We start from the raw sequence: 26,592 nt of genomic DNA, 5'->3' as shown, positions 1-26,592 counted from the left end.
TTTGGATGGCTAGTGATATTTTCTGTGCGATAATATTGACAATTAAAAGTGATTTCATTATGGTAATAAAAGAGCATTATTCGACCTCCGTGCGTAGTTTTAGGCAACTTACATTTTGGAGTAGATAATGCTCTTTTTCAATGCCAATTTTATATGTTATTATTTTTATCCCACAAAAAAGCGTGAAGAACCAGAATTTTTTCTATGTTTAAGTGTACACTTATTCGAATCGTTCCCGGGATCCGCGATGAATCCGAGATTTTTCTATACTGTACTATAAAAATGCCTTATACATGCAAAACAGGTCATTCTAAATGATATGTTTCTTAATCTCGGTTATTCTCATGATTTCCTCATATTTTCTTATGATTTCATTCATTTACTCGGTATTGACAAGGGGGTGCGGATATTTTTTTGGACCATTCTGGTAGTACTTACATTATCCCTAAGCTTTCTCTGTATTCTACTGGACTCATGCCGCCCAAGGTAATTTTAATTCGGTCTTCATTATACCAATGAAGATAATCGTCTAGGTAAGCTATGAATTCTTTAATGGATACACCTATCCAGCTTCTATTATAGAACATTTCGTTTTTTACTCTTCCAAAGACACCTTCACAAGCAGCATTATCCGGCGAGCACCCTTTTTTCGACATGGATCTTGTCCAGCCGAATTTCTTCATCAAGGCGATCCATCCAGGCCATTGGTAATGTATACCGCGGTCTGAATGAACGATAGGATGCTTGTCATCGCCCAGGGCCTCTCTCGCTTTTACCAGCATGGTATTGACCAGTTTGGCATTCGGCGACGTGCCGATCGTCCATGCGACAATCTTGCCGTCAAAGACGTCAGTTATAGCTGACAGGTATACTTTCCCTGCAGATATGTGGAATTCCGTAATATCTGTGAGAAGCAGCTTTCCTAATTCGTCGGCATGAAAATTCCTGTTAACGAGATTAGGGGCAGGTGAAATTTCTCCTTTGTAGGAGCTATACTTTTTAGCTTTTTTGCGGTATGGAACCAGATGATCCTCTTTCATAAAGCGGCGGACGAGCTTCTCAGAAAGAATTTTCCCATCTTTTCTGAGCGCTAACCAGATTCTCCGGTAACCATAAACCGACCGGTTCTTCTTAAATTTGTCTTTGATGGTTTCGCGTATTTCCGCATATTTATCTCCCGCCTTCATAGCGGATTTCTGGTAGAAATATGAGGCTTTAGCCATATTTAGCACCGTCAGCAGTTTCTTCAGGGGATACTTGCTGCGGCTCAGAAGGGCATCAATCACGATGGCTTTTTCCCGATTGGTCAGTGTTTTTAGACTGATGCCCTCTTCTTTTTTTATTGTTTCTGCAGCTATCTCGAGGGCTTCGTACTCGATCCGTTTAATAAGAGTCTGCTCGCCAAGCTCCTTATACTCTTTCGCAAGTGTCTGGCACTTTTCATCAAGAGACTTCGTCTTCTCTCCCAGTGACTGATTGGCTTTCAGCAATGCTTTATTCTCTTTGCGGAGGTTTTCCATATTTCTAAGCAGTACTTGCATTTCTTCTTTTAAAGATTCAATCGTTACTTCCGAGTCCTTTTTAGACATTGTTGCCAGCCTCCTTTGGAACAATTCCTCGAGGAAGCCTAAGTCCTTGTAGATAGCGTTAGAGGCTATCTCAATTTCTTCGAATGGATTCTCCTGAATCAGTGGACTGCTTCCCGTCTGTCGATCTTGCCCCCATTTTACAGGGTTCTGGTCAGCTTGCCAATGATCGTTTTCGTTAAGGTTGTATTTCTCAACCCATATTTTCAATCTCTGCGTGCTGCTGGGATAGCCTATTTCCCTGATGGTGCGCCGCAGATCGCCGCAATTTACGAAGTATTTGACGGCTAATGTTTTTTGTTTGAGAGAATATCCGTCATCAAATCCGTCTACTTCGTGAATCTCTCTGGAGAACTTGAATTCCCGGCACCATTGACGCAACACTTTTATGTCGTGAGGATAGCCGAGCGTTCTCATAATGCCTTTGAGCCCCATGCCCGAATCGACGTGCAGTTTGACTGCCTTTAAGCGCTCTTCATGCGAATACATAAATTGACCTCCTGACACCTCTGTCAATTGGTCCAACTTTTTGTCCGCGTCCCCCAAACATTATCATTGATTTCCATGGAAACCATGTTATAATTAATTTAACAAATTCTAATCTGATAACGAAACAAGCATGGCACTGCCGGGAGTCCGGAGTTTGCCATTTTAAAGAACAAGGTCCTGCATGCATGCCTTGTTCTTTGACGTTATGGGGTTTTCGAACTAAATGTTCGTTTACGTATGTTTGTCTATTATCTCAGGAGGAAGACTTTGAAACCGAAACAACTGGCCCTGCGCCTTGTGGAGATTGTGATCGTTCTTCTGGGCATCAGCTTCATCACGTTCTGTCTCGTGATGCTGTCCCCGGGAGATCCTGTCCGTCAGATGATTGCCGGCAATGAAGACATCGTCGTCAGCCAATTGGAAATCGATGCGCTGCGTCATGAGCTGGAGCTCGATCAGCCTTTCATTTACCAGTATCTGGACTGGCTGGGACGCGTACTGCATGGCAACTTCGGCTTTTCTTACCTCATGAAGAAGCCGGTCCTGGATGCCATTCTGGAAGCGCTTCCTGCGACTCTTCTTCTCGCCTGCTCCTCCTCGATTTTCATGCTCGTCTTCTCTGTGCCGCTTGGCATTTACACTGCCGTCCGCCAGAACAGCCGCTTCGACTATATCGTGAGGCTCTTCTCGTTTGCCGGCGTATCGATCCCGAATTTCTGGATGGGCCTCATGCTCCTCTGGCTTTTCGGACTGAAGCTGAATCTTTTCTCCATCATCGACGGAACGATTTCTCTTGAAAATCTCGTCCTTCCGACGGTCACTCTTGGCATTGTCATGACATCCAAGTTCACAAGGCAGGTCCGCGCTGCTGTTCTTGAAGAACTCCAGCAGAACTATGTCATGGGCGCACGCGCCAGGGGCATTTCCGAGAGCCAGATTCTATGGAAGGAAGTCCTTCCTAATGCATTCCTGCCTCTGATCACGCTCTTCGGCCTTGCTTTCGGCTCGCTTCTTGGGGGCGCGGCTGTCGTGGAAATCATTTTCTCCTGGCCGGGCCTTGGCTACATGATCGTGCAGGCCATCACCTACCGTGACTTCCTGACGGTGCAGGCGGTCGTCCTCTGGATTGCTTTCATGTACATGGTGATCAATATCATCATCGACTTCTCCTATCAGCACTTGGATCCCAGGCTGAGGAAAGGAGGCCGCTGATGCACATGATAGCCCGCGGACTCCGGGAAAACAGGGTTTTCCTCGTGACGTCGATCCTGATTCTTTTTATTCTTCTCATTGCATTCCTTGCGCCGCACATTGCGCCTTATGATCCGCTTTCCGCTTCCATGAAGGATGCGAATCTGGCTCCGTCTTCGTCGCATATTTTCGGCACGGACAAGCTGGGCCGCGATGTTTTCTCCCGCATCCTCTGCGGTGCTAAGCGTTCGCTCTCCAGTGTCCTCTTCCTTGTCGCTCTCATTTTTGTCGTCGGCACGACAGCCGGTGTCATTTCCGGTTATGCAGGCGGCATCGTCGATATCGTCATTATGCGTATCGCTGACATGATGATTTCCTTCCCGGGGATCATCCTTGCGATCGCGATTTCCGGCATCATGGGACCGTCCCTGATCAATGCGATGCTGGCTCTGACGGTCGTCACATGGACGAAGTATGCGCGGCTTTCTCGCTCGCTCGTCTTGAAATTAAAGGAAAGTGAATTCGTAGAAGCTGCCATTGTCAGCGGCGGCACTCACACTCACATCCTTTTGCATCATATTCTGCCAAATGTCCTTCCCCTTCTCGTCATTACGGCCGCTGCAGATATCGGCGCCATGATGATGGAACTGGCCGGACTTTCCTTCCTCGGATTCGGGAGCCAGCCGCCGCAGCCGGAATGGGGCCTCATGCTGAATGAGGGCCGCCTGCAGCTGCAGACCGCGCCATGGCTCATGTTCTTCCCGGGTTTTGCGATTTTCCTTTCTGTCGTCGTCTTCAATCTCTGGGGCGATGCACTCCGGGATGTCCTTGACCCGCATCAGGATCAGCAGTAAAAGGCGCAGGAAACGAATGGCAAGGTCTCCTCACTTGCATCCCGCCATCCCGTTTCCTTCGGATCACCCGGCTTCTTCCCAAAAGCCGCATGATTCTTTCCCATTGCCTTTTCTATAGATTTATTCACTATATTTTCAAAAAGGAGACATCATGAATTCATTTGCAAAGAAAGGGGCTGCCCTTGCAGCCTGCGCCCTTCTCGTTTTCGGTCTTTCCGGATGCGGCGGAAGTTCTTCCTCCGCGAGTAAAGACACCCTCCGTGTCGGCGTAACGAACTTCGCCGACAGCCTTGAACCGACGGCCAACTATTTCGGCTGGCAGGTCATGCGTTACGGTGTCGGCGAAGCACTCGTCCACTTTGATGATAAAATGCGCCCGGAACCCTGGATCGCTGAAAGCTGGCTGGTCGCTCCGGACCAGATGTCCTGGACATTCAAGATCAAGAATATCAAATTCTCCAACGGCAATCCTGTCACCGGTGAAGCTGTCAAGAAATCCATCGAGAGAACGTTTGCTAAAGCGCCGCGTGCCCAGGCTATGTTCCCACTCGACCATATCACAGCTGATGGACAGACTGTCACGATTTACACCAAGAAGCCGATTGCAACACTTCCAAGCATGCTGGGCGATCCGCTCTTCATCATCGTCGACACGTCTGCTGAAGGAAAGCAGGACTTCGACAAGCAGGGCCCGATTTCCACTGGTCCTTATGTCGTAAAGAGCTTCTCCAAAGCCAAGACAGAGCTTGATGCGAACCCGAATTACTATGCAGCTGTTCCTTACAAGCATGCTGTCGTCAATACAATCGATGACCCGTCTACACGCGCCATGGCTCTCCAGAAGGGCGAAGTCGACGTTGCCGTCAACATTGCGCCTGGCGATCTTGCACTCTTCAAGGATAAGAGCAAATTCACCACCTCTGAAATCGATTCCATCCGCGACGTTCTTGCCCGTCTTTCCGTGAAGGAAGGTAAACCGCTGGCAGATCCGCGCGTACGTGCTGCCCTGATCGAATCCCTCGACCGCGATACATACTGCAAGGTCCTCCTGAAGGATACATTCACCCCTGGTGGCCCGGCTCTCCCGCCGTCCCTCGATTATGACTTCGACGGACTTTCCAAGACCTATCCGAACAAGTACAATCCTGAACATGCCAAACAGCTCCTTGCTGAAGCAGGCTGGAAGGATACGGATGGCGACGGCATCGTCGATAAGGACGGCAAGCCGCTCTCCCTTGATTTCGTTTACTACTCCGGCCGTGCTGAACTGCCGCTCTTTGCTGAAGCTACCCAGGCTGATGCCAAGAAGGTCGGCATCCAGATCAATCTGAAGAACGTCGACTACAACGTCCTTGACGGCATCGGCACCAGAGGCGAGTACGACCTCCTCATTTCCAACATCCTGACCGAACAGGCAGGCGATCCGGAAACGTTCCTCAACATGTACTGGAAGACGAACGTCAACGGCTCCAACCCGCAGAACGGTTCCGGCTACAGCAACCCGGCTTATGATGCGCTCTCCGATCAGCTGGCCGGCGAATTCGATCCGGCCAAGCGCAGGGACATCATCATCCAGATGGAAAAGATTCTGCAGGATACCTCCGCCACCCTCGTCTTCGGTTATCCGCAGACCAATATGATTTCCACCTCTGCTGTCGCTCATGCAGATATCAAGCCGTGTGACTACTACTGGATCACCGACAAGATCACACCGGCTTCCAAGTAATCATTTCATTCTTTCATTCATAAAGGAGCTGCCATGCTTTTAGAAGTCAATGACCTGTCCATTTCATACGGCAAAGGAAATCCCGTCGTCCACGGGGTATCCTTTTCCGTGGACAAAGGGAAAATTCTTGCCATCATCGGGGAATCCGGCTCGGGGAAGACGACCGTCCTCCGCGCTGTCGGCCATATCCTGCCAAGGCAGGGACAAGTGACAGGCGGACACATCCTTTTTGAAGGGAAGGAATCGGAGACGAAGACGATCCGCGAGAAGACGTCCTTCATCTTTCAGGACAGCGGCGCCATGCTGAACCCGATCCGCACGATCGGGACGGAATTTTCCGAATACCTCGCTGCCCACGGCATCACGGGAGGCGAAGCGGAAGACCGCATGACGAATCTCCTTTCGCAGGTGCGCCTTCCTGATCCGGCCGGCATCCTCAAGAGCTATCCCTTCGAACTGTCAGGCGGCATGCGCCAGAGAGTCGGGATTGCAATGGCGATGGCGATTCATCCCGAGCTGATTCTTGCCGATGAACCGACGTCTGCCCTGGATGTCACGAATCAGGCTGTCGTTGTCCGTGAAATGATGGACGTCTGTGCCCGCGCGGACACGGCCATCATCGTCGTCACACATAATATGGCCCTTGCCTCGTACATGGCGGATACCATCCTTGTCATGAAGGATGGAAATGCCGTCGAATACGGAAGCGCCGAAAAAGTCATTTATCATCCGAAAGATCCGTATACCAAGCTGCTTCTAGCAGCTGTTCCAGACCCGGGAGGCGTATTGTCATGAGACTTGATGGAAAAGAACTGCTGAGAACGGAGGACATATGCCTCACCTTCCATCCTGAAGACGGCATTCCCGTCAAGGCGGCTGACCATGTGTCGATCACGATCCATGAAGGAGAAACCTTCGGCCTCGTTGGTGAATCCGGAAGCGGCAAGTCGACGCTTGCCCGCATACTGACGCACATCCACCAGCCCGATTCGGGAAAGGTGTACTTTGAAGGGAAAGACGTGACGAATCTGAAGGGCAAAGCACTCCGCGAGAGCCGCCGCGCCATCCAGATGGTCTTCCAGGATCCATCCTCTGCTTTCAATCCGAAGGAACGCATCGCGGATATCATCTGCGAGCCGCTCATGAATTTCGGACTCATCGCCAGTAAGGATATCGACAAGAAGGCTGCTGAAATGCTGAAGAAGGTCGACCTTCCGGAAGATTTCATCAACCGCTACCCTTCTGAACTTTCAGGAGGCCAGCGTCAGCGTATCGCGATTGCTCGCGCTCTGGTTCTGAAGCCGAAGCTCATCATCTGCGATGAAGCCACGTCAGCGCTTGATATGTCCGTCCAGAAGACAATCATCGAGCTGCTTTCAAGGCTGCAGAAGGAAACAGGCGTCGCCTATCTATTCATCTGCCACGACCTGGCGCTTGCGAACCTTTTCTGCGATACCATCGCCGTCATGAAGAAGGGCGTCATTCATGAAACGATTCATGACCTGAACGAAGCGAAGGCCCCCTACTCAAGGAAACTCCTCGCGTGTACATTCACGATCAGGGAAGGAAAGAATAAAGTTTTCCCGGAATCCTTATTCGCATAATAAGAAGAGCTATGAAATGGAAATCATTTCATGGCTCTTTTTGATTTGGGACATTCTAGCATGGGAAGGGCTTAAAAAGTGCCATCTTCAGCCCTTTTTGAGGAGATATATAGTACACTTTATAAAAATGAGTAAATTCTTCTTGACAAGTTTCTCCGTTTCATGGATAATGAACCCAACTCACTACCAAGGTACCGTTGACAATAGTACCGCTAAGAGACAATGAACAAGCTGGGATTGGACATCAAGTATCTTACAGAGAGCCGGGAAAGCTGAGAACCGGCGGATCGGATCCATTTCCATATCACTTGGGAGTCGCTGTATCGAGGAGCACCCGGGATTCCCAGATACAGCCGCAAGCCTTCGTTACAGGCAGTCTGTCATCAGCACAAAGAATAATGACAGGGTGGTACCGCGAACCTTCGCCCCTGTTGCTCTATAAAGAGCAGCAGGGGCTTTTTGCACCCTTGATGCATGTGAGGAAAAGGATAAGGATTCAAAATGATTAATGAAAGGGGTATCTGATTATGGAAAGAACCATCACCGCGGACGCCGTTCCGCAGGCCAAAACACGTACTATGACTAATTTTCGCTGGAAGATTGCCTTCCTTATTTTCCTGATCAGCTTCGTCGCTTACATGGACCGGGTCAATTTGTCCGTCGCAACCCCTGTCATTATGCAGGAATTTGGCTTTGATAAAATGGATATGGGCTTCCTCCAGACTTGCTTCTTCGCAGGCTATGCGCTGATGCAGGTCCCTGGCGGCATGCTCGCTGAACGTTTCGGCCTGCGCAAAACCGGCGCCGGCGCTATACTCTGGTGGTCTGTCTTCACAGCGCTCACCGCTTTTGCTCAGGGCAAGGCAAGCTTTGCCGCTGTCCGTCTGGCTTTCGGTCTTGGTGAAGGTCCTGTTTTCCCGTCTCTGGGGCAGGCGACTTTCAACTGGTTCAACAAGGATGAAAAAGGCAAGGCAAGCAGCGCCATCCTTCTGGGCACTTTCTTCGGACCCGTCATCGGCCCGATGGTTACCGTCGCTCTCATCGCCGCTCTTGGCTGGCATGCTGTCTTCATCATCTTCGGTCTGGCAGGATGCGTCCTCGCCTGGGTCTGGCACCGCTATGCGCAGGACAATCCAAAGGACAGCCCGTATGTCAATGAGGAAGAAGCAGCATTCATCAATGAAGGACGCAGCCTCTCCGCAGAAAAGAAATCTGCTCCCTGGGGCCGTTTTCTCCGTTCCCGTCAGTTCTGGGCACTGGGCATCCAGTTCTTCGTCGTCGACTACATCATGTACGTATTCCTCGCATGGCTGCCTCTCTACCTGACTGAAGTCCACAACCTGTCCCTGAAATCTATGGGCATCTGGGCTTCCTTCCCGTGGCTCGCACTGATGGCTATGGTATTCACCGCCGGCTTCCTCTCTGACCGTATGGCACACAGCAAGAACTCAAGCCGCCAGTACACCATGCGTACTTTCACCGCTATGGCAGGCGTCGCTGTCACCTCCCTCGGTCTTTACATCGCAGCGCATACCGCAAGCGGCGCAGCAGCAACGATTTTCTGGATGAGCGTTTCCTTAGGCGCACTCGGCTTCTCCATGAGCGCCAGCTGGTCCACTGTTATTTCCCTCGGCGGCAAGTACACCGGCTCCGTATCCGGCTGGATGAACCTCTGGGGAAATGTCGGCGGCGTCCTCGCTCCGATCGTCACTGCATTCTTCGTCACCAACTATGGCTGGAACAATGCATTCACCTACACCGCACTCTTTGGCATCATTGCCATCGCAGCATGGCTCTTCGTCAATCCGGGCAAGCAGCTCGAAGGGACGGAAGAATAATTGCATTTAAAAGGGGCTGTGGCAAAATGGTTAATCATTTTGCCACAGCCTTTTTTTTTGCATTGGAAAAGCAGGCATCTCCCGGGAAGGTGGAGTATGCCTGCTTTTCCATAAGTGGGTGGGAATCTATCAGTTAACTCCCTTGGGAGAGGGAGATAACCTTCATCAATTAAAATGCTCTTGAGACGGAGAGTGTGTAGGTCACGCCGCGCTGTTTTCCAGCCCAGCCTGTGACGTTGACGTCTGCGCCCCACGGGTTTTCTTTTGTCAGTCTGCTCTTCCAGCCAAGTTCGAGGAAGCCGCTCGATCCTTCTGCGGAAGGACTTGGAGTATTGAAGCTCCTGTAGCTGGCTCTTGCCTTGCTGTCAAATTCATAATCCCAGCCGATGCCTGCGTAGCAGGATCCGATGTCGGAAATGTCTTTCGTCCATCTTACGCCGAGTCTTGTACGGTAGGAATCGATGGAATCGAAATCATACCGGGAACTGCCTAATGTATTATCAATCCGGACGTTGTCGCTTCCAAGGTGCGTCCAGAAGAATTTGCCATAATAGTCTAAGGAGTTAGTGTCTCTGGTAACGACTTTGCCAAGGCCTGCTATGGCGGCGATATATGGAGCGCCGCTGTCGTAGGAGGCGTCATAGCCGTCAATCTTTCCTTTGAAGTCACCGGAGAGATGGCCTGCGCGGACGAGTGCCTCATAGTGGAGTCCGTCTTTACGGTCGCGGCGGTAGAGTACGCCTGCTCCTGTATAGTGCTGATCGCCATCGGCTCTTGCACCATCATCCAGGTGGCTGGTGTAGTTGCTCCTGCCGTATTCGAAGAATGGCATCAGTGTATCGACATAGTCTTCTCTTTCGTACTGGCGGGCAAAGCCGATGTTCGCATTCAGGCCGGCCGTATCGATATACGATCCCGTTTCATGGCGAAGATCGAAGCCGCCGATGGATGCGTACGGCATGAATCCACCAGTACGAAAGAGAAGACTATGTCGGACGCATTCCAAAGTGTCTCAATGGAAGCTTCCCTTGCTTCGGCGAGGAGTTTCGTGTCAGAAAGGAGGGATGGTACGCTGTCCTCAGGAACTTCGAGGATGACCTTGTCTCCGTCTTTCCGGATATTCACTTCTCTTCTGAGGAACGCAGCGTCCGTGACCGTGCTGCTGCCGCTCATCATGCCATAGTCTGTGTCCTCAGCTGTAAGGCCGCTCCTGCCGTCGATCAGCGTGATCGTATCGCCGGGGCTCATCTTCATGGAGTCGTAGACGGATGCCCTGATGGATGCACCGCTGACGTCAGCCGTGCTTGTCACGGTCAGGATCGTTTCTCCTGCCGTCGTATCTTCCGGGACATAGAAACTCAGATTCTGGAAATAACCGAGCTTGTCTACGGTTATGCCTTTCGTATAGAAATTCAGTGTATTGCCGCTGCTGTCATCAGAGAAACCGCCATAGAGCCTGGTATCTGATTTGAAGGTGCCTCCGTAAATATTGACTGTATTATTCGAAGCCGTGCCGGAATCGGCGCTGCCGCCGTATACATACTTATTAATGGTTCCGCCGCTGATTGTCACGGTGTTGCCCGAAGCATTGCCGCCAAGCTGCGCAAGGCCGCCATACACACCTTCTTCGATGGTGCCGCCTGTCACAGTGATTTCATTGCCTGAAACTTCTACTGCATCACCAAGGAAGGACATACCGCCGGCCGCCTGACCGGAAACGGTACCGCCGCTCAGGAGTACTTTATTTCCAGAAACGGTGCCATCTGCAAAGTAAAGAAGGCCTCCATATGCATTTTCTTTAACATAGGAATTGCCGCTGATGGCAAGCGTATTGCCCGTCACGGAACCGCCGCCTGAATAGCCGCCCTCGGCATAGCCATTGACGGTCACATCCTGGATCGTCACTTTGTTTCCGGAAGCATCGCCTTCTTCTGTATACCCGCCATAGACGCTCGTTTCTTCACCGAATGTCCCGCCTGTCACGGTGACGGTATTATCCGCATTTGACGGACTGCTTATCATGATATATCCGCCAATCAGATTTCCGCCGACACTGCCTCCGGTCATGATGGCCTGGTTTCCTGAGGTACCCTTGGTTCCTTCAGACAAAAGGCCTCCCACTGCATCATTTTTTATTGTACCATTTTCGCTGATTGTAATGATATTTCCTGTCACAGCACCAGCGTCTGAAGAGCCGCCGGATGCATAACCATCCACGGTTCCGCCTGATATTGTCAGAGTATTATTTATGGCATCGCCTTTATAAGAGAAGGCACCGCTGATTTCACTCTGCACGCTGCCGCCTGTCATTTGCACCTGATTGCCAGAAGCTTTGCCGTCTATTGAGTAGCTGCCATAAACATCGCTGTAATCAGTTCCCTTTACTGTGGCCGTGCCTTCCACGGTAACCTTGTTCCCGATGACATCGCCATTTTGAGAATAGCCTCCGATGACATCATTAGAAACTGTGCCGCCGCTTATGGTCACTTCATTGTAGGAAGCTTCGCCATTGCTTTTTTCAGAGACGCGGCCTCCATAGAGGCAGTCTCCCACGGTGCCGCCTGTCATCGTCACTATATTTTTCAGAGCTGAGCCGAAACCGGAATAACCGCCATAAGCATTCGCGTCAACCGTGCCGGATTCTTTGATATAAAGATAATTTCCTGACGATTCGGCGCTCTCACTCGTCAAAGTCACGCCGCCATAAACGTTCCCGGCTTTTGCATCAATGCTGCCGCCCCCGATCGTCACGCTGTTTCCCTTCGCATTACCTCCTGCGGAAACACCGCCGTAGACAGAAACCGTAACTGTCCCGCCGCTTAATTCGATGCTGTTTCCTGTGGCGTCACCGCTGCCGCCCGTACTGCCGCTGTTGATAGATTGTACTACTTCGCCGCTTTCCATGAAAACTTTATTGCATGAGACTGCTCCGCTTCCAGAATTCACGTAGCCGCCTTCCGCGCTCTCGTAGATGGTTCCTGTCCTCGTGATTTTCAAAGTATTTCCGGAAGCTTCTCCGTTTGATGAATAGCCGCTGTATGCGGATCCATTGACGGATGCTTCTTTCGTGATGGAGAGCTGATTATTCAATGCGCTGCCGTCTGCGGCATTTCCGCCGTAGACAGTATCTTCCGCACTTTCTGAAACTTCATTCACTTTGCCGGATACATCTTCTGCCTGTACTATCGTCCCTGATGTGCAGGCTAAGAGAAGAGCTATCACTGACAGCCTTAAGAAAACCTTCCCGTTTTTCATTCCCATTCGCCTCATTCTTTAGAACAATATAAAATTCCCTGTCTTAGTTATAAAACAGGGAATGTCGGTTGTGTATTATCCGAAAGTATACTTTTTTTATTTTTGTGAGGGAATTGTTATCTGTGCAGCCTTTTTTGATTACAGATTACAATTTGAACAGTCTTGCGTGGAAGGAGATCTGGCGCATGGTGGGCATGCTGTCAAATTTGATGAGGTAGGCATGGGCGCTTCCATCGACTTCGACGATGGTGCCCGGGCCGAAGACGGGATGGCGGACGCGGGTGCCTGCTTCCATGGTTGTTTCGTCTTTGTCTTCCTGCAGGAAGGCGGTCGATCTTCCTACGTAGACCATGGTTTCCTTCATGAGCTGTTCATCGACGGGCGAATCGAATTCAAGCTTGTCCCTGTCGATGTCCAGGATGAATCTTGACGGGTATCTTGGCGAGCCGTCGAGGTTGGCGCCGCCGGCTTCCGTGATGTAGAGGGCTTTTTCGGCTCTTGTCATGGCAACGAAGGCAAGGCGTCTTTCTTCTTCCATGCCATTCACTGTCCTTGTCTTCCTTGACGGGAAGATGCCTTCGTTCATGCCGCAGATGAAGACGTACGGGAATTCAAGGCCCTTGGCGGTATGGACGGTCATGAGCTTCACTTTGTCCTGTCCTTCGCCGGTGTCCATGCTTGAGAAAAGGGCAGCGTGCTCCAGATAATGGACGATGTTCGTCTCTTCGCCGCAGGTGGTTTCATATTCGAAGACAGACTGCTTGAGTTCCGCCAGATTGTCGAGACGTTCCTGGCTGCCTTCAGTGCGAAGCATTTTCTCGTACCCGCTTTCGTCAAGGATGGCAGAGAGGACCTCGGAGACGGGTTTCCCTTCGCTGTCTTTGGCAAAGGTATCGATGAGTTCGATGAAATCGGCGGCGCCTGTGCGTTTCAGCGTGGGTTCCTCGACATTCTTCCTGAGGGCTTCAAAGAGTGTGCAGCCGTTTTCAGAGGCGTAATTCGTGAGGAATTCCATGCGGCGCTGCCCGATATTTCTTTTCGGCTTATTGATGATTCTCCGGAAAGCCATGTCGTCCTGGCTGACAATCATGCGCAGGTAGCAGAGGGCGTCCTTGATTTCCATCCTTCCGAAGAACTGCGTGCCGCTGTAAATGGTGTACGGGATTTTCTTCTTGAGGAGCTTTTCCTCGAGGTTCCTTGTGACGTAGTGGGCGCGGTAAAGGAGCGTGATGTCCTTGTACGGGACGCCCTTCTTATGGAGCTCTATGATTTCCTTTGCCACGCGGTCTGCTTCCTCGCCCGCTGTCTTTCCCATGAAGCAGGTGACCTTCGGCCCGCTTGGCCTGTGGGCAATGAGGTTCTTGTTGAAACGGTTCTTGTTCTTGGCGATGAGGGAGTTTGCCGCAGCAAGGATTTCAGGGCTTGAGCGGTAGTTGTCATTCATGAGGATGGTCTTGACGTTTGGAAATTTCTTGTCAAAGTCCAGAAGGAAACGGATATTGGCGCCGCGCCATGTGTAAATGGTCTGGTCGGGATCGCCGACGATGAAGAGGTTGTTGTGGTAGCCGCAGAGGGCTTCCATCAGCTTGTACTGAAGCGGGTCGATATCCTGGAATTCATCGAGCATGATGTATTCGAGGAGCTTCTGCCACTTGAGGCGGATTTCCTCATTTTCCTCAAAGATGTAGAGCGTGAATTTGATGAGGTCGTTGTAGTCCAGAGCGAAGCATTTCTTTTCCTGGTACAGGTAGCCGTAGAAAATGATGTCCTGGACGGTCGTCGCGGTATGGTACCTTTCATAGAGGACCTGAAGCGGCATGGCAATCATGTCCTTGTAGTATTCCGGTTCCCAGACGCACTTCTTCATTTCGATCATGTCGCGCGCTTTGTTGAAGGGCATGTCGCGCAGGGTGAGGCCCATTTCCTCATAAATGATGGCGAGCATCTCATCGATGTCGGAGTTGTCGATGACGAGGAAATTCTTCGGATAGGAAACGGCAAAGCTGTCTTCCTGCAGGACGGAGACGCAGAAGCCGTGGAATGTATTGATGTATCCTGTGTCGTTGTCGCCGGTCAGGCGGTGGATGCGCATGGCCATTTCGCGTGCGGATTTATTCGTGAATGTGACGCAGAGTATGTGGCCTGGCATGATGCCGAGGTCGTTCACAAGGTAGGCGAAACGGCTGGCAAGGGCGCGTGTCTTGCCCGAGCCTGCGCCTGCGATGACGCGCACGTAGCCTTCTGTCGTGGTGACGGCTTCGATCTGTTTCTCATTGAGTCCTTCCAGTATGTCCATATTTCCCTCCGAACTGATATTCTTATTTCATTATACAACAGACGGAAATACTTGTCAGCCCAATGTGATGGCGGCGATGCCTGCCATGGAAATGACGACGCCCAGGATCTTCCTCGGGGTGATCTTTTCTCCGTAAAGGAGGGTCCCCATGACCATGAGGGCGAGGACGATAAGGCCGTTCGACACGATGAAGGCGGTATTGACGGTCCAGCCTGCCTGGTACATGTAGACGTTCCCAAGCTCGATGCCGACGATGGCAGCGCCAAGACCGAGGGCCGCCGGATTGATGGTGAAGATGTCCTTCTTCCATCCTGCTTCCCCTGTCCCCTGGATGAAGTAAATGGCAAAGGAAACGGCGGATGCGACGAGGTAGGTCACGACGAGCGCGACGAAGGGATCCATACCGGTCGAGACTTCCTTCAGCCCGACCTGGTATCCGACACTTGATAAGATGATAAGGCCGATCGGCCACCAGAATTTAAACATAGTCCCCTCCTATTTCACGATGCAGAACATGCCGGTCAGTGTGAGAAGGATGCCGGCAAGGCGCATCCAGCTCATCGAGTCTCCGTAGAAGACGCTTCCGACGATGGCAAGGACGACGACGATGGAGGCGGTGTAGACGATGAAACCCACGTTCATCGGCCAGCCTGCCCTGTACATGTAAATGGATCCGACTTCAAGGCCTGCAATGGCAGCGCCTACGACGATAGCCGCAGGCTGGACGAGGAGGAGCTCGGCAAAGATGCTCTTTCCCGGCACCATGATTTCAAAAAGAACGGCGCAGACGATGGCGCTTGCGATATAGGTGACACCCAGGGCTGCCATGGGGCTGGCATGCGAGGAGAGTTTCTTCGCGCAGACCTGGTAAATGACATCGGCGCCGACGACGAGTGCGACCGGCCACCATAGGGCAAATAATTCCATAACGATACCTCTTTCCATTTTCCATTTATGATTAAAAAAAGGTGCTCCAGCTGTTCTCTCCCGGCTGTGCCGTACCTACGGAGAACTGCTGAAACACCTTCGGACTTCCGTCCATCTTGTCCAACCCGGTGGCGGGACAAGGGGTATTGGTTATTCTTTTATGACTGGGATTCCTTCTTCTTCCAGCTTCCTCATGAAGGAGCTGACGACGGAAAGGCCTTCCTTCAGGGCTTCTCCATCATGGCCGTAGCCGATGCGGAGGGCTCTTCTTTCCTCAAAGCAGGTGCCCGGGACAGCGAATGCGCCGGTTTCCTTAAACATTCTCTGACTGAAAATGTCGGAGTCGATGTCAAGGTCATAGTAGACAAGCGCCATCGTGCCGGCTCTCGGCCTGACGTAGGAAGTGCGCGGCTCCTCCTTGACCCATGCATCGAGGATGGGAAGGTTTTCGCGGAGGATAGCGCGGTTCCTTTCAAGGATTTTTTCCTTATGGCGGAGCGCAAGGGCTGCCGTTTCCTCATCGAAAAGTCCGCAGCTGACAAGGTCATAGTCCCGGACGCGCTTGAACTGGCGGAGGGCTTCCTGGCTCTTTGTTGCCAGCCATCCGAGGCGGAGTCCTGCCAGAGAGAAGGCTTTGGACATGGAGCCTGTCGCGATGCCTTTTTCGTAAAGGTCGGCAATCGATGGGCAGGCAGCGCCTTCGATGGAAACGCCGGCATAGACTTCATCGCAGAGGATGTAGGTGCCGGAGCTCCTTGCAATCTCGACGATTTCCTTCATCATGTCTTCTGGGATGAGGGAACCGGTCGGGTTGTTCGGATTGTTGATGCAGATGAGGCGGAGGCCCCTTGCAGCGGCTTTCCTGAGTTCGTCAAGATCGGGAAGGAATCCATTGCTTCGTCGGAGCTTCAGCACCGTGACATTGGCTCCAAGAGCGCGGGGCGTCGAGTAAAACTGCTGGTAGCTCGGGGAAAAAGCGACGACCCTGTCTCCGGGACGTACGAGGGAGAAAAGGACGTGCTGGTTTCCGCCGGTCGCGCCATGCTGGGTAAGGATATCGTCCGGGGTGATCGTCTCATAGAGCCCGGCGATTTCTTCCTTGAGAGAGGCAAGGCCGTAAATGCTTCCGTAGGACTGCTCCTTCTCAAAGAGAGCTTCCACGAAATCTTCCCTGTCTTCTCCCGCAAGGGCAAAGAGTTCCTTCAGCGTCATGGGACGGGCGCAGGTGTCGGTGATATTGTATTTTGCATCCGATTCGTACTTGTCCATCCATTCTTCCACGCCAAACCGCTCGATATTCATGCTTCCCAGCCTTTCCTTAGCAGAACTAAAACGCCGGCTGCTGCCAGTAATCTCTACTATATTACCATGAAATAATTATTACGGCAAACTAGCCGATGAAGATTTCAATGCCGATCGCAATCAGGATGATACCGCCCAAAATGATGGCCTTGTCCGCAAGCTTCATGCCGAATGTCTTGCCCAGGATGAGGCCTGCGATGCAGATGAAGAAGGTGGTGATGCCGATGATGAGGCTAGCAAGGAGCGCGTCGGATGCATCGTATTCTGCAATCGTAAAGCCGACGGAAAGGGCGTCGATGGAGGTCGCAATCCCCTGCAGGAGGAGCGCCTTCATATAAACCTGCGAATGGACGGCTTCTTCTTCGCCCGTCAGTCCGTCCTTGATCATGAAACCGCCGATGGCGCAGAAAAGGATGAGGGAAATCCACGGAATGAGCGGCCAGAGAAACTGGAACACACCGATAAGCATATTGACACAAATCCAGCCGATAAATGGCATCGCGAACTGGAAAAATCCAAAGACACCGGCGATCAGCGTCATCTTCCTCCTTTTCATGTACGGTTCCTGCAGGCCGTTTGCCAGCGAAACGGAAAAGGCGTCCATGGCAAGGCCTGCGCCAAGAAGAAGATTGCTCAGAAAAAGCCAAAAGCTCAAAATGATCCCTCTATCCAATACGAACAAAAAAGACCCACGCGCACGAAAACCGTACGCGTGAGTCTCGCGATTCTGAATACAGCCAGGTACCATGACCAGTATGTTGACTGTTTCGCCCAAGGGCTGCTACTCCCTCACACATTGTCATTTATATTATCATTATGGCCATTCCCTGTCAAAGCTGTTTTTATCGATATTACATATTTTTGAGGACATCGGCAGAGGAATCGAAGGTCATATCCGCCAGAGCGTTGATTTCCTCTCTCTCTGCGTCCGAATACTTGTCGTAAATCGCAGCGACAGGAATGCCGGCTGCCTTTGCCGCCCTGACGCCGATCAGGGAGTCTTCGAAAATGAAGCAGTCTTCCGGTTTCTTTCCCATTTCAGCAAGGAGCTTTTCATGGATCTGCGGGTCCGGCTTGATGCGCTCGGCATCTTCCCTCGTGTAGATTTTCACGAAGTACTTGTCGACGGGCGCTTTCTCGCGGATGTTCCTGTTCTTTGTCCGGTAGACTTCCATGTTCGCGCGTTTTGTCGTCGTGGAAATGACGAGTGTCTTCCCAAGGGAAGCGAGCTTCTTGATGAGCTCAGGCGCACCTTCCTTGTAGTCGACGCGGTTCACAAGGAAATCCTGCGCGATTTCATAACGGCGCTTCATGATGTCCCTGCCGGATTTGTCTGAATGGTAAATCTTTCCCAGCTCTCCGCAGTAGGAAACGTAGGGATCGTCGTCAGCGCGGAAACGGGTCAGGAGCTCATCCCTTCTCCTCTGCGTGAAGGACGGATCCTCTTCGGGGCCTCCGAGCTCCTTGATGAGGGCAGCGTCGACATCATTCCATACTCCGACGGAGTCGATGAGCGTGCCGTCCATATCAAAGATGATCGTGTCCCCGGCCTGTGAAAGCCAGCCCTTCTTATTCATTGACGAATGGTTTGACGCCCTTGACGGCTTCTTTCGCATCGATGCGTTTTTCGCCATTGTCGAGGTCGATCAGGACGTAGCGGTCAAATCCCATGCCCAGTTCCTTCATGTAGGTCAGCTGGCGCAGGCCGTGACGGGATTCCATGCGTTCCACGAGGTCGTGATGGTCTTCTTCCTTCATGGCATAGACGCAGTCAACGCAAGCCTGGTCGACAGCGAGGATGTCAAGGGAAGCAAGGATGCCGACGTTCGGGGTTACAACAGGAGCGGCGGCGACGCCTTCGCAGTCGCAGGAAACGGACATATTTCTCATGACATTGATATAAGCGATCTTCTTGCCGAAATGGTCGATAGTTGCTTTTGTAGATTCGGTCATTCTTTCCATGAATTCTTCGGTGCCGATCGACCACTGATCCTGTCCTTCATAGGTGTGGATCATGGCTTTGCCGATGCGGCCGTCTGCGCAGCCGATGCCGATATTCTTGTTGGATCCGCCGAAACCGCCCTGGGTATGGCCCTTGAAATGGGCGAGAGCCAGGAAGGAATCATAGTCCAGAAGGCCTTTGCCGACGGACATAGCGTCGAACCATTTGCCGCCTTTGACCGGAAGCATCGTGGTGCCGTGGGATTCGTCGTCGATGATGTCGACCGGTGCGAAGGTCCAGCCATTGACCTTCAGCGTTTCCCTGTGCTGGGCGGTCGTGTAGCGGTCGCCTTCATAATAGGTGTTTGTTTCGATGATCGTGGCATCCGGGATTTCCTTTTCAAGGAGTTCCTTGACCCACGGGCGCGGCAGGATGTTCGGGCCGTGCTTTTCGCCGGTGTGCAGCTTGACGGCGATCTTGCCTGTCAGGTTTGCACTAATCTTTTCATAAATCTTCTTGAGCCCTTCGGCGGAAAGGTCTCTTGTGAAATAGACGATCGATTCATTTCCTTTTCTTTCTTCGTACGGAATGTAATGATCTCCGCCGGTTCCTGGTTTTACTTCTGCCATAATTCTTTCTCCTTTGGCGGCCGGTCTCCCGGTCCCTTTTCCAAATGCAGATGAAAAATTGATCTTTATTTTAATGAAGGGGACTCCCTGCGCCTCTCGGGCGCACTAAAAATGCAGGAGCTTTCCCCCTGCATTTACTATAATCCCAAATCTACTATATGTAAAATAACCATATGTTATAGTTCACTATACCTTTAGCGCATAGGCGCAAAACACTAGTCTTTCAGTGTCCCGTCAAGGAAAGCGGCCGCCTCCGGGTTCTTCCTGATTTCCGCCAGATCCTCTTCTGTCGGATACTTCGGGATGTCCCTGTCGTGGTTGACAAGACAGAGGAAACCAAGGATTTCTCCGCGGTCCGCCCTGAGCTGGTGCCACTGCCAGGGGGCAATCGTCAGGAAATCTCCCTCTTCGACAGCATAGACCTGATTGCCCAGAAGGACATGGCCTTTTCCTTTGAAAATCATGACAGCATGCATGTGCTTATGATGCTCAAGCGAAGAGAAGCCGTTCTTCTCCACCTGGAAATAACGGAACTGCACCGGCAGGTCGTTTTCATTGTCAAAAAGGATCTGCTTGGTCACTTTGCGGAATACGCCCGGGTTTTCCTTATAGATATGGGGTTCTACTCCATCCCATCTGTTCTTGTCCGGATGAAATTTATGAATCATGTTGTACCTCCCATTTTCTTCCATTTGTCCCATTGTAGCACAGGAAAGAGATTGAGAAAAGAAAAGGACATGAGCGGAACCCTTTGCGGTCCTTCTCATGTCCTTCTGATGATTATTTTACTGCAGTACGCCGATTTCCTTGTAGTACTTCGCAGCGCCCGGATGGAGCGGAACGCCTGCGATATCCTTGACGGCATTCGCTGCGGTGAGGCCCTTCAGGTTCTTCTGGGACTGGCCGAGTTCATCCATGTGTTCCCAGAGTGTCTTCGTCATCTGGTAGACGACATCGTCCGGCAGATCGCCGCGGCAGAACATGACCATCTTGATGGCGGACGTATTCACGTCTTCATTCTGATTCGGGTATGTGCCTGCCTTGATGGTGTAGCTGGTGTACCATGGGTACTTCGCTTTCAGCTTTTCAATGAGCTCGTTCGGGATCGGGACGAGGTGAGCACCGCTTGTCAGTGCCTGGGTGACGGCAGAGGCCGGTGCGCCGGACATGATCCATGCGCCGTCGATGGATCCGTTCTGCAGCATGTCGGCTGCGTCGGTGAAGGTGATGTATTCCGCTTGGATGTCTTCCGGGAACTTCATGCCGGCCGCCGTGAAGTGGACGTCGCATTCGTTATAAACGGAAGACCCTGCGGAAGCTACGGCAAATTTCTTGCCCTTGAAGCCTTCGAGGCTGTTGATATTCGTATTGGCTGCGGCAACAACCTGGTTCGGGTTGAGGTAAAGTCCGCCGATGGCTTTGAGGTCCTTGTACGCATGGCCTTCAAAGCTGTCAGTACCGTTCAGACACTGGTACACGTTGCTGGAAATCGCAATCGATACCTGCGCTTCGCCGTCAGAGACCATATTGAGGTTCGCGACGCCGCCTGCGGAGGCCTGGCTGGCTGCCTGCATGCCTGGGATATTCTGGCTCCACATATTCGTGATGGCTGCGCCTACGGCATAGAGTGCACCGGATGCGCCTGCAGTCGGGAAGTTGATGCGGATTGTCTGGCCTGCTGCCGGCTTCGACTGTGCTTGTCCGCTGCTCTTTTCATCTCCGCATCCTGCAAATGCAGCCGTCAAAACGAGTGCTGCTGCCGCTGCTGCCATTGTCTTTTTCCATTTGCCCATTTTACTTTTCCTCCTATGCTCCTAATGCTCCGGGTTCCTTAGCCGGAGACTTTATCGATTAGTTTCATTATACTATTCTTTTTAGAAATCCGCATTCCTAAGCTGCATTTTCCCCATTCTTTTTGTGGAAATACTGGAATGCAATGACGCCGATGAGGCCAACGGCTCCTGCAAGATCCGTGAGAGACCCCGGGAAGAGCAGGAACGGCGAGGATGCAATGAGAATAATTCTTTCGATCCACGATGCTTTCCTTAAGATCCATCCTTCCAGGCCTGCCACGAGGGCAAAGGTGCCGACGGCAGCGGTGAAGACGCACCAGAGCGTCGCCCACACGGTCGCTGTCTTGTCGACGCCGATCAGAAGGACCGGATTATTCAGGAAGAAGAACGGAATGATGAAGCCGATGAGCCCCAGCCGGACGGCCCAGAGGCCCGTCTTCGTCTGGTCGGATCCTGCAATGCCGGATGCGACGTACGCAGACATAGCGACCGGCGGGGTGATATTGGAAAGGCAGGCATAGATCAGGCAGAAAAGGTGCGCGATGAGAGGCATAGCCCCTGCCTTGATCAGGACAGGAACAGCGACGGCCTGCACGATGACGTAGGCGGCAACACCGGGAACGCCCATGCCAAGGATGGCGGACATGATCATGACGAGGAAGCCTGCGAGGTAAAGGTTATCGTTATGAACGATGGACAGGATGAGGTAGCCCATGTTGAGCCCCATCGAAGTCAGTGTGACTGTACCGATGATGACGCCGATGATAACGCAGCAGACACCGACAGAAATCGCGCTCTGCGAGCCTTCGACGACAGCCGCCAGAATCTTGTCCGGTGTCATTCTCGTATCCTTGCGGAGCCAGCTGGCGCCGATTGTGACAAAGATGGAAATGACAGCGGCATAGAGCGGCGTGAAGCCTGCGAACATGAGGCCGATCAAGCTGATGAGCGGAAGAACCAGGTGTCCCTGCTCCTTGAGGACGATCTTCACGTCAGGAATATTTTCCTTGGCAATGCCGGAAAGGCCGAGACGCTTTGCCTCGAAGTGGACGGCAAGAAGAAGTCCAATGTAGTAGAGAAGCGCAGGGGTCACTGCGGCAAGCGCTACGTAGGTGTAAGACAGGTTCAGGAATTCTGCCATGACAAAGCCGACAGCGCCCATGATCGGAGGCGTGAACTGGCCGCCCGTCGATGCGACGGCTTCGACAGCGCCCGCAAATTCCTTCTTGTAACCCGTACGCTTCATGAGAGGAATCGTGATCGTGCCGGTCGTTGCGACATTCGCTATCGCAGAACCATTAATCATGCCCATGAGGCCGGATGCAATGACAGCCACCTTCGCAGGGCCGCCAGATGTCTGACCGACAAGTGTCAGCGAGAAATCATTGATGAATTTGGAAAATCCGCTGTGCTTCAGGAAAGCGCCAAAGACAACGAAGAGAAAAATATACGTCGCAGAAACGCCGACGCCTGTGCCAAGGACGCCCTCTGTACCCCAGAACTGGGTGATGAGGACACGCTTCAGCGTAAATCCGTTATGACCGAGGTATCCCGGAAGGTAGGCACCGAACCAGTTGTATGCCAGGAAAAGAGCAGCCAGTATGGCCAGATTTCCTGATGCGCGGCGCGCTGCTTCAAAGACGCAGACGATGCCGACAAGCGCAATGCCGATTTCCATATTATTGATGCGCCCGCCCGTCTGGGCAATGCGCGTGAAATTCAAGATCAGGTAACCGAAGGAACCGACCGAGCCCAGGATGAATGCGATATCCCATATCGGCGGAATCTTCCGTTTCCTCGTCTCCGACTTGAACGTCGGGAAGAGAAGGAATGTAAAGACGAGCAGGAAAATCGTGTGGATCGCGCGAAGATTCACTGCGCTGATGGCACCGATCGTCGTGAAGTAAAGCTGGAATGCGGTCCAGACACAGAGAAGGACGATGATTGCCTTCCCGAGCGGCCCCTTGTAAACGCGCAGACGCGAATCCGCGTCCTTCTCCTCAAGGATTTCCTGTGCCTTCTTGTCCAGGGCCTCCTTCTCCGCCATCGCGTCTTCGATGCGGACTTCTTTCCTTTCTTTTTCCATAAGTACCTCCCATGCTCCTATTCTCCATCGATAAACTCTTTATCGAAAGTATTGATTATTGAAAGTATACCACGGAAACGAGGAACGGAAAAGAAAAACCGTTCCTTACTATATATTTTTCTTACATAAGAAAGATACGGATTATTCCGGAGAGCAAGGAAATGGAGAAAGTGCGGGTTTTTATATACCATCAAAAACTGAACTGCTGCCAGGAAGAAATGGCATTTCGGGCATAAGAAAAGACCCGGTTTCCCGGGCCCTTCTTTATATTGCTCTTATCAATTACTTGCTTTCGAAGAATGCTTTGTAAGCGAGGTAGGTTTCGTAAGCGTCAGCCTTGGAGAGGAGGTCGTACGGTGCGTGCATGGAGAGCATGGCTGTGCCGCAGTCTACGACTTCAGCGCCCCAGTCTGCCATCATGAATGCAATCGTTCCGCCGCCGCCCTGGTCTACTTTGCCAAGTTCACCGATCTGCCAGCATACGCCTGCTTCGTTGAAAATGGTGCGGATCTTCTGGAGGAATTCAGCATTGGCATCATTGCTGCCTGCTTTGCCGCGGGATCCGCCGTACTTGGTCAGGTTGATGCCGTAGCCCAGGAAGGATGCGTTGTCTTTTTCGGATACTTCCGGGAACATCGGATCCAGGCAGGAGTTGACGTCTGCGGAGAGCATTTCACTGTTTTCCATGGTTTCATAGAAATCAAGGATGGTGTTCTGTCCCTGGAGGGAGAGGAGCTTCATGACGAATTTGACGAAGTAAGAGGATTCCATGCCGGTGTTGCCGTAGGATCCGATTTCTTCCTTATCTGTCAGGAGAGCTGCCTGTGTCTTGACGCCCGGCTTTGCATCGAGGATGGCTTCCAGGTTTGCATAGGAGCAGACTCTGTCGTCCTGGCCATAGGATGCGATGAGGGAACGGTCGAAGCCTACGTCACGGCTCTTTTCAGCCGGTACGAGTTCGAGCTCAGCAGCTGCGAAGTCTTCTTCTTCGATGCCGTAGGTGTCCTTGAACATCTTCATGAGAGCTTCCTTCGGCTTCTGGTTTTCATCGGAGTTGGTAGCGATGATCGGCTGGAGCTGTTCGCCTGTGATGCCTTCTGCGAGGGATTTCTTCATCTGGTCCTGTGCCATGTGGATGAGGAGATCGGAAATGTAGAATACCGGGTCGCTATCTTTCAGGCCGATATTGATTTCCACTTTTCTGCCGTCCTTGGTGTATACGACGCCGATCAGAGCGAGCGGAATGCAGGTCCACTGGTACTTCTTGATGCCACCGTAGTAATGGGTGCGGAAGTATACGACGCCTTCCTGTTCATGGACCGGGTTTGCCTTGAGGTCCAGACGCGGGGAGTCGATGTGGGAGCCGACGATCTTGATGCCTTCATGGACCGGTTCTTCACCGATGACGGCCAGGATGACGGACTTATCCTTCTGGTTCCAGTATACTTTGTCGCCTGCTTTCAGGGATTTCATATCATAGACAGGTTTAAAGCCTTTTGCTTCTGCCTGACGGATGATTTCTTTGGCTGCCAGTCTTTCTGTTCTGGCTGTATCAAGGAATGCTTTGTACTTTTCGCCATAGTCCATGACGGCTTTGCGTTCGGTTTCGTCCATGCGCTGCCATACGGACTTGGTTCTGCTGTATGTTTCTTTCATGTCATACCTCCTAATAGAGAATTATTATCACATTTCTTATTATAACGCAAAAGGGACGGACAGGAAATATCCCCGCCGACCCTCTCTTTTATTCCCCTTTGTACGGGAATGCTTTATTCAGCAAGTAGGTCAATGCCACAAAGAGCCCCATGACGATGAAAACCATGGGATACGCGATGACCATCAGGTAAATGGCTGATTCAACAGAGCTCATAGTTTCCTCCTTATCCTAATACAGGGATCAATGCAAGAACGAGACCGCCGGCTACGACGGAAGCAACCTGGCCTGCCACGTTGACGCCCATGGCATGCTGGATGATGTAGTTTGTCGGGTCTTCCTTGAGCGCCATTTTCGCAATGACACGGCCGGACATCGGGAATGCGGAAATGCCGCATGCGCCGATCATCGGGTTGATTTTCTTCTTCAGGAAGAGGTTGGCAATCTTGGCAAAGAGAACGCCGCCCACGGTATCGAATACGAAGGCAACAGCGCCCAGGGCCAGGATCTTCAGTACGTCGAATGTAAGGATGTTTTCAGCTGTCATTGTAGCGCCGACGGTGATGCCGAGGAAGAGTGTCACGAGGTTGGACAGCTCATTCTGCGCAGCATTTGACAGGGAATCGCAGACGCCGGAAACCTTCAGCATGTTGCCGAACATGAGCGCACCGATAAGCGGTACGGAAATCGGAGCAAGGATGCCCGCGAAAAGAACGACCATGAACGGGAAGAGGAACTTCGCTGTCCAGGAGACAGGCTTTTCTTCCTTGAATCCCATGCGGATTCTTCTTTCATGCTTTGTCGTCATAAGCTTGACGATCGGCGGCTGGATGATCGGCACGAGGGACATGTAGCAGAACGCCGTGACCGTCAGCGGAGCCAGAAGATTTGTCGCAAATTTCTGTGCGACGAAGATGGTGGTCGGGCCGTCAGCAGCACCGATGATACCGATTGATGCAGCTTCATTGAACGGGAAGCCGACCATAGCGGCGAGAAGCGCTGCCGCGAAAATACCGAAGTGCGCTGCCGCTGCAAAGAGCATGACGTACGGAGCGCGGATGAGCGGTGTGAAATCACACATCGCACCGACGGCGATGAAGATCAGGACAGGGAAAAGCTCGTTGGCGATGCCTGCATTATAGAGCACCGTCAGGAAACCTGGTTCACCGCCTCCCGTCGGGATGACCGCAAAATGTCCGGGGATGTTCGCCAGGATACATCCGACCCCCATCGGGAAGAGAAGCATAGGCTCATAGTCCTTCTTCACTCCCAGCCAGATGAGGAGCCCGCCGATGAGGAACATGATCCATACCGTCGGATCCTGCATCCCCATGACGCCCGTAAATAGTTCCTCAAGAACTGATTCCCAATTTGCCATACCAATAAGACCTCCTTGAATAAAAAGAAATAACCGGCACTA

Annotated in this window: 22 protein-coding genes; 6 read left to right on the top strand and 16 right to left on the bottom strand. The window is 51.9% G+C overall.

Annotated features, from left to right (window positions below; all coding sequences use genetic code 11):
* Positions 1 to 434 precede the first annotated feature (434 nt).
* Complete coding sequence (locus tag Dia5BBH33_RS00510; RefSeq protein ID WP_108850122.1) at positions 435 to 2,075, bottom strand: IS3 family transposase; 1,641 nt, start codon at positions 2,073 to 2,075, stop codon at positions 435 to 437.
* 267 nt (positions 2,076 to 2,342) lie between these two features.
* Here Dia5BBH33_RS00510 and nikB point away from each other — a divergent pair, with 267 nt between their 5' ends.
* The 6 genes from nikB to Dia5BBH33_RS00480 all read left to right on the top strand — a co-directional run bounded on the left by nikB (position 2,343) and on the right by Dia5BBH33_RS00480 (position 9,288).
* Positions 2,343 to 3,287 (top strand): nickel ABC transporter permease, encoded by a 945-nt coding sequence (nikB, locus tag Dia5BBH33_RS00505; protein WP_179951947.1) that lies wholly within the window; start codon positions 2,343 to 2,345, stop codon positions 3,285 to 3,287.
* Complete coding sequence (nikC, locus tag Dia5BBH33_RS00500; RefSeq protein ID WP_143332129.1) at positions 3,287 to 4,120, top strand: nickel transporter permease; 834 nt, start codon at positions 3,287 to 3,289, stop codon at positions 4,118 to 4,120. Before nikB ends, nikC begins: the two co-directional genes overlap by 1 nt.
* 151 nt (positions 4,121 to 4,271) lie before the next feature.
* The gene (locus tag Dia5BBH33_RS00495; protein ID WP_143332128.1) at positions 4,272 to 5,846 is read left to right on the top strand and encodes an ABC transporter substrate-binding protein; all 1,575 of its coding nucleotides are present in this window, start codon (positions 4,272 to 4,274) and stop codon (positions 5,844 to 5,846) included.
* Positions 5,847 to 5,879: 33 nt separating this feature from the next.
* Positions 5,880 to 6,641, top strand: coding sequence for an ABC transporter ATP-binding protein (locus Dia5BBH33_RS00490; protein WP_108850149.1), 762 nt, complete (start codon positions 5,880 to 5,882; stop codon positions 6,639 to 6,641).
* Positions 6,638 to 7,450: an ABC transporter ATP-binding protein gene (locus Dia5BBH33_RS00485; protein WP_108850150.1), complete on the top strand. Its 813-nt coding sequence runs from the start codon at positions 6,638 to 6,640 to the stop codon at positions 7,448 to 7,450. Before Dia5BBH33_RS00490 ends, Dia5BBH33_RS00485 begins: the two co-directional genes overlap by 4 nt.
* A 527-nt stretch (positions 7,451 to 7,977) precedes the next feature.
* Positions 7,978 to 9,288: an MFS transporter gene (locus tag Dia5BBH33_RS00480; RefSeq protein ID WP_022382532.1), complete on the top strand. Its 1,311-nt coding sequence runs from the start codon at positions 7,978 to 7,980 to the stop codon at positions 9,286 to 9,288.
* Positions 9,289 to 9,457: 169 nt separating this feature from the next.
* On the opposite strand, the gene Dia5BBH33_RS00475 is transcribed toward Dia5BBH33_RS00480, so the two are convergent.
* From Dia5BBH33_RS00475 to Dia5BBH33_RS00410, 15 genes are all read right to left on the bottom strand, one after another.
* Entirely contained in the window at positions 9,458 to 10,249 is a 792-nt protein-coding gene (locus Dia5BBH33_RS00475; protein ID WP_143332127.1) for an autotransporter domain-containing protein, read from the bottom strand.
* Positions 10,177 to 12,543, bottom strand: coding sequence for a beta strand repeat-containing protein (locus Dia5BBH33_RS00470; protein WP_143332126.1), 2,367 nt, complete (start codon positions 12,541 to 12,543; stop codon positions 10,177 to 10,179). The genes Dia5BBH33_RS00475 and Dia5BBH33_RS00470 overlap by 73 nt, the downstream gene beginning before the upstream one ends.
* 145 nt (positions 12,544 to 12,688) lie before the next feature.
* Complete coding sequence (locus tag Dia5BBH33_RS00465) at positions 12,689 to 14,839, bottom strand: ATP-dependent helicase (RefSeq protein WP_143332125.1); 2,151 nt, start codon at positions 14,837 to 14,839, stop codon at positions 12,689 to 12,691.
* A gap of 54 nt (positions 14,840 to 14,893) precedes the next feature.
* Complete coding sequence (locus Dia5BBH33_RS00460) at positions 14,894 to 15,325, bottom strand: EamA family transporter (protein ID WP_022382529.1); 432 nt, start codon at positions 15,323 to 15,325, stop codon at positions 14,894 to 14,896.
* Positions 15,326 to 15,334: 9 nt separating this feature from the next.
* On the bottom strand, positions 15,335 to 15,766 hold the full coding sequence (locus Dia5BBH33_RS00455) for a hypothetical protein (RefSeq protein ID WP_108850154.1): 432 nt from the start codon (positions 15,764 to 15,766) through the stop codon (positions 15,335 to 15,337).
* Between the two features lie 150 nt (positions 15,767 to 15,916).
* Positions 15,917 to 17,068, bottom strand: coding sequence for an aminotransferase (locus tag Dia5BBH33_RS00450; RefSeq protein ID WP_143332124.1), 1,152 nt, complete (start codon positions 17,066 to 17,068; stop codon positions 15,917 to 15,919).
* A gap of 88 nt (positions 17,069 to 17,156) precedes the next feature.
* A complete protein-coding gene (locus Dia5BBH33_RS00445) occupies positions 17,157 to 17,723 on the bottom strand; it encodes a manganese efflux pump MntP (protein WP_232518059.1) in 567 nt (188 codons plus the stop codon).
* A 196-nt stretch (positions 17,724 to 17,919) separates the two neighbouring features.
* On the bottom strand, positions 17,920 to 18,645 hold the full coding sequence (locus Dia5BBH33_RS00440; RefSeq protein ID WP_108850155.1) for an HAD family hydrolase: 726 nt from the start codon (positions 18,643 to 18,645) through the stop codon (positions 17,920 to 17,922).
* On the bottom strand, positions 18,638 to 19,639 hold the full coding sequence (locus Dia5BBH33_RS00435) for a DUF362 domain-containing protein (RefSeq protein WP_143332123.1): 1,002 nt from the start codon (positions 19,637 to 19,639) through the stop codon (positions 18,638 to 18,640). Before Dia5BBH33_RS00435 ends, Dia5BBH33_RS00440 begins: the two co-directional genes overlap by 8 nt.
* A gap of 215 nt (positions 19,640 to 19,854) precedes the next feature.
* On the bottom strand, positions 19,855 to 20,307 hold the full coding sequence (locus Dia5BBH33_RS00430; RefSeq protein WP_143332122.1) for a cupin domain-containing protein: 453 nt from the start codon (positions 20,305 to 20,307) through the stop codon (positions 19,855 to 19,857).
* Positions 20,308 to 20,424: 117 nt separating this feature from the next.
* Complete coding sequence (locus tag Dia5BBH33_RS00425; RefSeq protein WP_143332121.1) at positions 20,425 to 21,432, bottom strand: TAXI family TRAP transporter solute-binding subunit; 1,008 nt, start codon at positions 21,430 to 21,432, stop codon at positions 20,425 to 20,427.
* A gap of 97 nt (positions 21,433 to 21,529) precedes the next feature.
* Positions 21,530 to 23,518 carry a TRAP transporter permease gene (locus tag Dia5BBH33_RS00420; RefSeq protein WP_143332120.1) on the bottom strand — a complete coding sequence of 663 codons (1,989 nt, stop codon included), beginning with the start codon at positions 23,516 to 23,518 and terminating at the stop codon, positions 21,530 to 21,532.
* 282 nt (positions 23,519 to 23,800) lie between these two features.
* Entirely contained in the window at positions 23,801 to 25,174 is a 1,374-nt protein-coding gene (locus Dia5BBH33_RS00415) for an aminopeptidase (protein WP_022382520.1), read from the bottom strand.
* A gap of 88 nt (positions 25,175 to 25,262) precedes the next feature.
* Positions 25,263 to 25,388 carry an OadG-related small transporter subunit gene (locus Dia5BBH33_RS11365; RefSeq protein ID WP_022382519.1) on the bottom strand — a complete coding sequence of 42 codons (126 nt, stop codon included), beginning with the start codon at positions 25,386 to 25,388 and terminating at the stop codon, positions 25,263 to 25,265.
* Positions 25,389 to 25,398: 10 nt separating this feature from the next.
* On the bottom strand, positions 25,399 to 26,550 hold the full coding sequence (locus Dia5BBH33_RS00410; RefSeq protein WP_143332119.1) for a sodium ion-translocating decarboxylase subunit beta: 1,152 nt from the start codon (positions 26,548 to 26,550) through the stop codon (positions 25,399 to 25,401).
* Positions 26,551 to 26,592: the final 42 nt, after the last annotated feature.

It is taken from the genome of Dialister hominis (assembly GCF_007164725.1).
Lineage (GTDB): Bacteria > Bacillota > Negativicutes > Veillonellales > Dialisteraceae > Dialister > Dialister hominis.
Note: the sequence above shows the minus strand (reverse complement) of the source record. Positions and strands in the feature narration are given on the sequence as shown.